Source organism: Peribacillus sp. (assembly GCF_059453735.1).
In genome coordinates, this window is sequence record NZ_JAZVJO010000322.1 from 1 (window position 1) to 10246 (window position 10246).

7 protein-coding genes are annotated in these 10246 nt (G+C 38.2%); 1 reads left to right on the forward strand and 6 read right to left on the reverse strand.

The genetic code is table 11. The features are described from left to right. Window positions 1-585: 585 nt before the first annotated feature. Window positions 586-717, forward strand: coding sequence for a hypothetical protein (locus AC52RT_RS10230; RefSeq protein WP_495540649.1), 132 nt, complete (start codon window positions 586-588; stop codon window positions 715-717). A 93-nt stretch (window positions 718-810) separates the two neighbouring features. On the opposite strand, the gene AC52RT_RS10235 is transcribed toward AC52RT_RS10230, so the two are convergent. The 6 genes from AC52RT_RS10235 to AC52RT_RS10260 form a co-directional block, all read right to left on the reverse strand. Continuing rightward, window positions 811-3810 carry a CDP-glycerol glycerophosphotransferase family protein gene (locus AC52RT_RS10235; RefSeq protein ID WP_495540650.1) on the reverse strand — a complete coding sequence of 1000 codons (3000 nt, stop codon included), beginning with the start codon at window positions 3808-3810 and terminating at the stop codon, window positions 811-813. Between the two features lie 160 nt (window positions 3811-3970). Continuing rightward, on the reverse strand, window positions 3971-5053 hold the full coding sequence (locus tag AC52RT_RS10240; RefSeq protein ID WP_495540651.1) for a glycosyltransferase family 4 protein: 1083 nt from the start codon (window positions 5051-5053) through the stop codon (window positions 3971-3973). 268 nt (window positions 5054-5321) lie between these two features. Beyond that, a complete protein-coding gene (locus AC52RT_RS10245; protein ID WP_495540652.1) occupies window positions 5322-6047 on the reverse strand; it encodes a WecB/TagA/CpsF family glycosyltransferase in 726 nt (241 codons plus the stop codon). A 144-nt stretch (window positions 6048-6191) separates the two neighbouring features. Then, window positions 6192-6989 carry a teichoic acids export ABC transporter ATP-binding subunit TagH gene (gene tagH, locus AC52RT_RS10250; protein WP_495540653.1) on the reverse strand — a complete coding sequence of 266 codons (798 nt, stop codon included), beginning with the start codon at window positions 6987-6989 and terminating at the stop codon, window positions 6192-6194. Window positions 6990-7002: 13 nt separating this feature from the next. After that, window positions 7003-7806, reverse strand: coding sequence for an ABC transporter permease (locus AC52RT_RS10255; protein ID WP_495540654.1), 804 nt, complete (start codon window positions 7804-7806; stop codon window positions 7003-7005). A gap of 185 nt (window positions 7807-7991) precedes the next feature. Beyond that, window positions 7992-10109 (reverse strand): CDP-glycerol glycerophosphotransferase family protein, encoded by a 2118-nt coding sequence (locus tag AC52RT_RS10260; protein ID WP_495540655.1) that lies wholly within the window; start codon window positions 10107-10109, stop codon window positions 7992-7994. Window positions 10110-10246 lie beyond the last annotated feature (137 nt).

Below are 10246 nucleotides of genomic sequence, written 5' to 3' on the forward strand. Positions count from 1 at the left end.
CTTTTAAAAATAGGGTATCTTTCTCTTTTTCGTTTGGATTTGAAGGTTATTTTCTTTTGATGACTCATTCTGGGCAAGACATGCCTCAGCTTTGTTCCGGAATTGGACTTATAACTGGATCTACTGCTACCATTCTGCTCGAACTGAAGTTTATTCTTCCCTAACTGGTGATGATTCCGCCCTAACTCGGTTTCATTCTTCCTCAACTCATGTTGATTCTCCCCTTAGATGATTCTTGCTCTCTCATCGATTCGACTCGTTCAGTTTGTCTGGTTTGACTTTTAAAAATAGGGTATCTTTCTCTTTTTCGTTTGGATTTGAAGGTTATTTTCTTTTGATGACTCATTCTGGGCAAGACATGCTTCAGCTTTGTTCCAAAACTAGACTGCTAGCGGAATCTACTACTACCATTCTGCCCGAACTGGAGTTTATTCTTCCCTAACTGGTGTTGATTCTGCCCGAACTCGGTTCTATTCTTCCCTAACTCATGTTAATTCTCCCCTTAGATGATTCGGTTCGTTCAGTTTTTCTGGTTTGGCTTTTGATTAATGGTAAAATTAGTATTAGGAATGATTGGAGGGAATTATGAAGAAGTGGGAGAAAGTATTGATTAAGGATATGACTGAAGGCTTCAGACCTGGAGCGGAGTGGAAACCACGTCCAAAACGCCCTCGATTAAAGGTAGTTGCGGAAAAACCGAAGGATAAACAGACATAACAGGTCATAGCGACCTGTATTTTTTTCCTGTTCCTTTATTGTCTCTGCTCCTTCAACGTAAAAAAGGGAGTCTCCTCGGAGACTCCCTTTTTTTTAGGATTTGCTTACTAGTACTTTGTCGTCGTCTTGTTCTGTGTCTGGTTGGTCTGTTTCTTCTTCTTGATCCGAGGTATTTAGGTCCGTCGTTGGGATATGGTCAGGGTCGTCGTTTTCGTCCTCTTCAAGTGGTTCGTTGAGGATGTGGCTAAGAATTCGGCGATTGTTTTCCATGTCTTGATACGAGAAGATCAGTTTCTTTCTGGAAACGACGTCAGAGCGTTCACGGAAATTCTCTTTAACGACCTCTTCAAGCTTCATGAGCAAGTCTTGTTGCGTATAGACAATGTCACCTAGGAACGTTTCTTCTATCGGCCGTAAAATTCCATTGGCGAAGAATACGTCCTGGTCAAAGTGATAGTAGATTACGGGCTTGCCTAGAAGGGTGAAATCGAACGATACAGATGAATAATCTGTAATCATTAAGCTGTTTTCCTTCAAGAGGTCTTGTACCATTTTTGTCCCTAATTCAATTAAATGAATTCTTGGGTTATCAAATGATACATTTTCAATGATATATTGCTGCATCCGATAATGCGGATAGAAATTTAATTTCAAATCATTTTCTTCAAGAATTTGTTTCAATTCGTCGGATTGAAGGAACTTCATGTATTTCTCGAAATACAGTGATTCCATCAAACGATCTTCATTAATAATCCATTCACGCCATGTTGGGATTAATAAAATCTCCCGTTTAGGCTGATGATTTTCCTGAAGACGGTCAAAGCGTGACAGACCGGTTACGATAACATCTTCATTCGTATAGCCGAGTTTACGCTTAACCATCCGTTTTTCATGACCCGATGACACGATAAACAAATCGAAAGGATAACGGTAGTATTTCTTGTGATACTCGACATTTTTTCGGCCTAATACTCCATGCTGAAGGAAAACCTTCTGTGCATTGCGGTAATTTTTAATTTTAATTCCCTTGAATGGCAGAATATAATCAAGATCATGCGTACCAATTAATCTTGATGCACGCAAGCTCTTCTCGATATGCTCACGGCTGCCGATATACAACACATGTTCTGGATCATTCAGACGTTCGCTGTCGAGCGCGCCTTTTTCAATGACATAATAAATTTCTTTTTCAGGGAAATGTTCGCGCATATATTTAAAGAATTGATAGCCATTATCTTGAGCGGTATCCGGACGTTCCCCGACTAACCAAATGTCTTCATCCGTTTCTTTTTCAGCAAACTCTTGAATCTCTGCGTAAAGATCCTTTTCGTACATAAAGCTTTCAAGCTTTAGATTTCCTTTAGGTGTCGTCGTGATATGGTATTCAATGACATGATCGGCTTCCTCTTTGTTGAAAGTTGCCAACACATCATCCTTGAAATAATCGTATTGGTTTAAGCCCAGCTTTAATTTTCTTGTCACCGGACCGCCCTTCATTACAATATAGAAATCTAGGATATCTTTAAACTGAGTGACAAGCGGACTCATTTCTTCAAAAGGAATAGAGAAATGGAATGGCTTTTCGCCCTTCTCGTTCATTGCCCCTTCAGTTACCGGGAATTCGAGCACGTCCTCCGTTGCACGGTTTTCTAACATCATCGACAAATTATATTGGAATGAATCCGTATTTTCATTTGTCTCAAAATGAGTCATCCCTTGCATGAAGAGATGGCCGTCTTTAACCTGATAGCTGTCGATATGCTTTTTAAACGGCTGACGGGCATAGACAAAGGAAAGACGCTTATATTTCGTTGTGTATAAGCTGCAATAGTAATAATCATCTTCGTTAAAGAAAGTATGTTTTTCTAAGACAGGCATTTCTGTAGCATTATTTATTTTCAAACGGTAATTATAATAGAAACCGTCTTTATGATAGCTGATATATAAATCCCAGCGCGTGGCTCGTTCATTCGTATCAAAACCAAAGGCTTCATAATCTATAATTGCTTCGAGTTTCACCTTATCGTTTTCCATATTATACGTGAAAGGCACCGTTAAATAACTGTTAGCATCCCGTTGGCGGATACGAAGAGAAACTTCCGTTATATCTTCAGGAATATAATTTTCAAATTGCTCTTTTTCAAAATCGAGATTTAATTCAAGAGCCGTTTCTGAGAAATTATACTGTACTTGTGAAGTCGTGATGGCCATATAGGATGTACGAGCATGCAGTTTTCCATTGACGGCATACGATTTATAGCGAATCGCTTCTCGATACCATGGGAGTTGGAAAATCTTTTTATAGGCAGACTCATTATTTTCTCTGACATAGCATGGATAAAAATACTCATGATAGTCATAATCAGCCATAATAAAAGCATCCCATTTTCCTTTTGGGAAGAAGGAATAGTCTTCAATATTAAGGGCTGCAGCGAAATCCTCATTAGCAATTTGCATAGGTGCTTTGAGGTAGGAACCATTCTTTTTCTTTAATACAAAAAAGAATCGTGCTTCTGGATATTCCTTAACAAAAAACTCATGATGAATTTTTCCTTGAACAATCAGTTCTTGGCCATCAAAATCAATTTGTTTGACCATGTTTGGTATATCAAAAATGGTCGCGATGTCATGCTTATAGCCCACTTTAAAAAACGCCCTGCGGTGCCGATCATAACGAAGCTGGAAAACAAAATGATCATTTTCAAAGAATGGCCGTGAAGTCGTTTCACCAAACTCTTCATCGAGCCGGACATTGAACAGCTTCTTGCCAATTTCGACGAAGAGATCATAGCTGCGTCTGCTTTCTTCAAAGTATATATCACTTTTTTTAATTTCGAAAAGGTAAACAATGCTTTCCTGTCTCGTTTCCAAAACAGAACCTGTCTGCGTATAGACAACTTCTTTACTTCTATTTCTGAACAATAATGTCAAAGGACGACTGCTGTTTTTACCCGCGTATTTCTTGCGGACTTCAATCTGGAATGTAATCATTTCATCTTGGTCTACCATTTTTTCCATTTCCACATACGGCAGATAATGATGAATAACATATTCCTTTAAGTCCTGAAGTTTTTTTCCATAGACTCTTTTCAACTTTTTCTTAAGGCGTTTGGCGAATTTAGTAAGCGTACTAATTGTAGGTGCCTCCTTTAATAATCTTCGGTTTATGAACTCTAGGTGTATCGATAACCACGCGTGAAAAAAGAACCTCCACACGTATATATCATACAATCTGGAGGTACTTTAAAGTGTATTAGGATTTATTTTTTGCATTCGTACCTTTACTATTTATCATCTTTAAAATCGGTTGATAATGCTCGCCGATCAATCCGAGCTTTTCAACCATAATTTCAATCGTAATTAATAGAATTGAAATCAGCAGAAGCGCACCCCAGATGGTCGCATACGAAAAAATAATCGCAGCTAACCCAAAGGTTGCAGCAAGTGCATAGATTAGAATAACGGTTTGACGATGCGTAAATCCGAGATTAATAAAACAATGATGTAAATGTGATTTATCTGGTGCAGATATAGGCTGTTTATTCACCAATCGACGAATAATGGCAAAGAAAGTATCTGAAATGGGCACACCAAGAATAATAATCGGCACGATTAACGAAATCATTGTTACGTTTTTGAATCCCAACAGGGAGAGAACGGCAATGATATAGCCAAGAAACATCGAGCCCGTGTCACCCATAAAAATCTTAGCAGGGTGAAAATTATATTTAAGAAATCCAAGTGTACTTCCTGTTACGATTAACGCAATCGTTGCTACGAACATATCACCTTTGATAACTGCCATAACGGCAACAGTAATCAATGCGATGGTTGAAACGCCTCCAGCCAAACCATCTAACCCGTCAATCAAGTTAATCGCATTCGTGATTCCAACGATCCAGATAACCGTAATTGGAATACTTAGAACGCCAAAATGGATTTGACCTTCAAATGGAAGGTTAATAAAACTTACTTCAATTCCGCCGCCGATCACAATGATGAGTGCAGCGACGATTTGTCCCAAGAACTTGGCACTAGCCCGTAATTCATAGATATCATCAAATATTCCTATTAAAATAATAATGAGTGCCCCTACAATAAATGGAGCAACGCTCATACTTGGTGCAAGCTCATTACCGAAAAGGAAATACGTCATTAAAAAGGTTACTAAGAAACTTATAAATATAGCTAAACCGCCCATACGCGGCATAATCTTCACATGTACTTTACGTTCATTCGGTTTATCAGTAGCGCCCCATTTAAAGGCCAGTCTGCCCACAAACGGTGTCAGCACTATTGACAAAATAAATGCTGTCAACAAGGCCACTGCCAGCATAGAACCCACCTCTTAAATTAGGATAAAAACGGCATGCAAAAAAAATATGCACGTCTCGTCTTTTTATTTCAAGCTTACTTACAGATTATATATGTTTTCTTCGTAAATCTCTATAAAAATATTCTTAAATGCCGTTATTTGTAAAAAATAACCTTTTATTGTAAATGGACCTATTCGTCTCAGATACCTATACCCAAACCCAAATGAAAGAAACCTGTTTGTGAAAATCCCTTTCAAATTACTAGACGAAAAGAGCATTGAATAGGTTTCACTTACGCTTACTTAACACCTTTAATGCAAATTTCGGAAGTACCAGCATTCGTTTCCAGCGTGATGGTTGTTGAATGAGCCGATACATCCACTCTAGGTTCAACTTCTGCCAGATGTCCGGTGCCCGGTTTACTTTCCCGGCAATCACATCAAAACTGCCCCCCACTCCCATAAACAGACCCTTCTCAAACAGCGGGGTATGAAGTGTAACCCATTCTTCTTGTCTAGGGAAACCTAGTGCCGTAATGATAATATCAGGCTTCACAGCTGCTATAGACGCGGCCAGCTCTGTGTCATCAACTGAGATATAGCCATGATGATACCCTGCTAAGATCATGTTCGGATAGTCTCTCTGTAAAATCTCCGCTGCTTTTTCAATCACATTCTGTTCTGCTCCAAGAAAATAGACTCTGTATGCATGTTGATCTGCCAACTCAAGCAAATCATGCAAAAGATCAAAACCAGTTATCCGCTCAAGTAATGGTTGCTTCATTAGCTTGGAAGCCATAATAATTCCAATTCCGTCTGGCACAATATAATCGGCATTCATCAGAATATCTTTATATTCCGGATGTGCATTTGCATACTCCACAATTTCCGGATTTGCTGTAACAACAAAGGTTTTTTCGTTTCTGCTGATTCTCTGATTCATATCTTTTACTAATTGATCCTTCGTTGTATTGATAAAAGGAATCGATAAAACATCCACAATACGCTGTTTCATAATTATCTGCCTTTCTTCTTGTCCAAATATTCTATTACCTATCTTACAGGGAATGCGTACACAAATAAATAATATATTACTTTCTCCGCAGGCCTGCTATCCGTCCATAAAAAGAAGCTGCCTCGATACTGAGACAGCTTCCTTTTATGCTTGTGCCTGGCTGCGTTTTGCCATCTGATCTTCGCGGTATTTTTTCTTTTCGAGGTCATTCATCGCTTTGTAGTCCTTCAAGAACTTCTCGTACTTCGGCATAACTTCAGAAATTGGACCAAATGCCCTAACTTCCCCATATTCCAACCACAGTGCCTTTTGACAAAATCGTTTCATTTGACCGAGCGAATGACTAACAAAGAACATCGTTTTTCCTTGTTCTTTAAATTCATTCATTTTATCGAGGCATTTTTCTGCAAAAGCTTTATCACCAACAGATAATGCTTCATCAATAATCATGACATCTGGATCAATATGGATAGAAATCGCAAAACCGAGACGTGATTTCATCCCGCTTGAATATGATTTAACCGGCTGATCAATAAACTTCCCAAGTTCAGAAAACTCAATAATACCTGGTTCAAGTTCCGTAATTTCTTGTTTATTGAAACCAAGCATCAACAGCTTAAGTTCAATATTTTCACGGCCGCTCAACTGATTATTCAGACCAGACGCTACCGCAATGAGTGCGGTTTTACCCTGAATCTCAATGTCACCGCTGGTTTCAGGTACGATACCAGCGATGATATTGGAAAGGGTGGATTTTCCGGAGCCATTGACACCGACAAACCCGATGATATCCCCTTTTTCAGCTTCAAAGCTGACATTGCGCAGTGCAAAGTAATCTTCGCCATACTCTTTTGAAAGAAAAACATCTTTAAGCTTGTCCGAGTTGTTTTTATATAATTTATATTTTTTCGTCACATTTTTGACGACTACTGATTTTGTCATACGCTCACTTCCATTATAAGAAATCAATAAAGTGCTTCCTAAATTTCACGTGCAAGGCCGAACCAATTAACAACATAACCACTACTACTCCCCAGAAATAGAGGGAATACGCACTCCAGATATACCATCCGTCACCAAGCAGAGCGGCTCGATATCCTTCAATCAGATAAAATAACGGGTTAACCATCATTAATGTTAATGCCCAATCTGGTAAGTGTAAATACGGAGACCAAAGAATCGGTGTGACATAGAGAAGAACTCTCATCAGCGATTGAACGAGCATTTGCACATCACGGGCAATCGTTGAAAGTGTCGAAGTAATTAATGATAAGGCAATCAAAAAAATCACCGTTGAAAGCATGAAATAAGGCAGCTGGATAAAATAAATCGATACTGGATACCCTGTAAATTGCAAAACAATTGCTGTAAGGGAAATCAGTGCCACATGTGGATAAAACTTAGAGATAATCACATAGGTAGGAATGACACTTAAAGGGAAATTCATCTTCGAAACCATTTTAATTCGCGAGTAAATCGCCTTTGAACCTTGAGTAATGGAAGGATTAACAAAAAACCAAACAAGCAGGCCGATAATCATCCAGATAAAAAACGGTACTTCACCTATATCATCAGTTTGTTTAATCCCAATCCCGAAAACAAAGTAGAAGACGACAACTTGAATCGCCGGATTAAGAAGTTCCCATAACATACCCAAATAATTATTCTTATTTGTACTTTTCATTTCATAGAGCGATAAACGCTGTATAAGATAGAAATTCTGTATCTGTTCTTTAATAACTGTAGTAAGAAAACTCATTCATTGTGGTCCTTCCTGGTAATTTTGAAAAAAACATCTGTTTTCTTCAAGATTGATGGCACGTACCCTAGCGGTCATGCCACAACGTCATTATACGTAATCCACTTTTTATTCACAACCATTATCCACAAGAACCCGATGTTATCAAACAAAAGGCCTGTATTTCACAGGCCTGGTTCATCCTATTAATCTTGAAACACTTCATCAACAACACGTTTTGTTGATTCTCCGGACTCAAGATAACAAAACTTATTATAGAATTCTTCAAATGATTCATCTAGTTCATACCCGGCTGCTTCCAAGCGCTTGACTTCAGCTATAATTCCGTCTGTAGTTTTCGTTAGCAGGCCTGGTGCTTTTTCTTCAAAATTAAAGTAAAAACCGCGCAGATTATCTCGATAATCTTCAATGTCATACACAAAGAAAATCATCGGTCTTCTAAGATTTGCATAGTCGAAAAAGACAGAAGAGTAATCTGTCATGAGGATATCAGAGATTAGATATAACTCACGAATATCTTCTAAGTGTGAAAAATCATAGGCAAATCCTTCATATGGACTAAGATCCATGTTTTCTGCAACTAAGTAATGCATCCGCATGATCACAATATACGAATCTCCCAGCTCATCGCGCATTTGATTCAGATCCATCTCCAAATCAAATTTATATTTCCCTTTTGCATAAAATTGATTATCCCGCCAAGTCGGTGCATACAGAATAATTTTCTTATCTTCCGGCAAATTAAATTTGTTTTTTAACTCTTGAATGGTTTTTTCATTATTAGCTTGATGCAAGTAATCATTTCTAGGGTAACCCGATTCAATCATGTTCCGATTAAATTGGAAGGCACGCGCAAAGATTTCTGAAGAGTAAGCATTCGGAGATACCAGGTAATCCCAATTACTCGCTTCTTTAAGGAAATTCTCCTTATATTTTGCTGTGTTGGTGCCAGGCATATGCACTTCTTCCATATCTGCTGCCAATCTTTTCAGCGGCGTTCCATGCCAGGTTTGCAGATATGTCGTATGCTTCGGTTTTGGAATCCAAAGCGGGAAGCGGCTGTTATTGACCCAGTATTTTGCCCCTGTCATTAAAAATAACCACTGTACGGAAAAGCGTCTTACGTACGGAATTCCTTTTTCTTCAAACATTTTAGAATATGCTCGATCCACACTCCAGATTAACCGATAATCCGGATAATGCTTCGCCATATACTCATAGATCGCCCGCGGGCTGTCACTATACTGTTTGCCAAGAAAGCTTTCAAACATCACCAGCTTTTTATTAGCTGGACGGTGACCCAATAACTTGAACGTTTTTTTGTACACTTTTTGCAGCACATTACTGCGTCTGAACTTCACCCATTTTGATTTCAAAGTAGTACTAACCTCTTTTTTAAAGTTGTATTTTCCAACACTCAGTGAAAGAAACTTAGAATCTTTCGTTGCTTTTATTCTAAATTGTATTTTTTCAGAGTTTGGCTTTAAAATCAATTTATTTTTATAAGGTTTATTTGCGGTTATCTTTATTCGTGAGCTTTGGATACTTTCGACAATTCCATTTCGCTCATGTTCCAACTCTATATAGAACTTAAAAAACTTCTTATTCGGTAGTTCCAGATATGGCAATACATCAAATGTACCACTAAATCCAAACTCTTTTACCATCTTACCCGAATCTGCAGTTTCTGAATCCTTACCTTCGTTAAAAGAAATCGGTAAAGAAATGACTTCTTCATTTAAATTATTTTTAATAAGCACACGAACCTGTTTGATTATGTATCCATTGTCAGCACAAAGAGGGGGAAAATGAAAATGACCTGCAAACGTAAGCTGTCCTTGTTTCAATAACTCTATTTCTTCTATAAAGGCAAATAACTTATACGCAGTGACATAATACGATAAGTTCCCCTTTTTTGTTGCTGCTGGATAGAGCATTTTTTGGTTGTCCAAAAAGACTGCAGCGTGCCTAGTCAGCTTAAGATCTCTAGTTCGAATCCTAGTTCTCATTGGAATGGAATCAACTTGCCGCAAAATGTAGACATTCCAGACTTCACCTTCAATGGATTGAAGCATGTAGTCAATGGTTGACAAGCCAACGTATAGTAAGTGGAATTCTCCAGATGGTCGTACCTCTTTTATTTCCATCGTCCGTTCTTCATTCGTCAATCGATTGACCAACAAAAATGAATAGCTCTCAGCATCTCTTAAAAACGATGCCTTCAAAGAAACAACTATTGTATACATATCATTTTCAAAACTAATGTGATACAAACTCCTATTTTTCAAGACCCCTGCATCCATCTTTCGGTTTTCCTCTCTCCATTGGTTTACTGATCTAAAATAGATCCTTCGAACCATTTTACCGCTCTAGTGTAAAAAAAATTATACATTACTTTTCACATCTTAAAGTCAGCCATATCAAGAGCTAAATCCTCTTA

Excerpts from the sequence above, each read along its gene's own strand:
- AC52RT_RS10260 (WP_495540655.1), bottom strand. The coding sequence starts at position 10,109 with ATGGATGCAGGGGTCTTGAAAAATAGGAGTTTGTATCACATTAGTTTT.
- AC52RT_RS10240 (WP_495540651.1), bottom strand. The coding sequence starts at position 5,053 with ATGCTGGCAGTGGCCTTGTTGACAGCATTTATTTTGTCAATAGTGCTG.
- AC52RT_RS10245 (WP_495540652.1), bottom strand. The coding sequence starts at position 6,047 with ATGAAACAGCGTATTGTGGATGTTTTATCGATTCCTTTTATCAATACA.
- tagH (WP_495540653.1), bottom strand. The coding sequence starts at position 6,989 with ATGACAAAATCAGTAGTCGTCAAAAATGTGACGAAAAAATATAAATTA.
- AC52RT_RS10230 (WP_495540649.1), top strand. The coding sequence starts at position 586 with ATGAAGAAGTGGGAGAAAGTATTGATTAAGGATATGACTGAAGGCTTC.
- AC52RT_RS10255 (WP_495540654.1), bottom strand. The coding sequence starts at position 7,806 with ATGAGTTTTCTTACTACAGTTATTAAAGAACAGATACAGAATTTCTAT.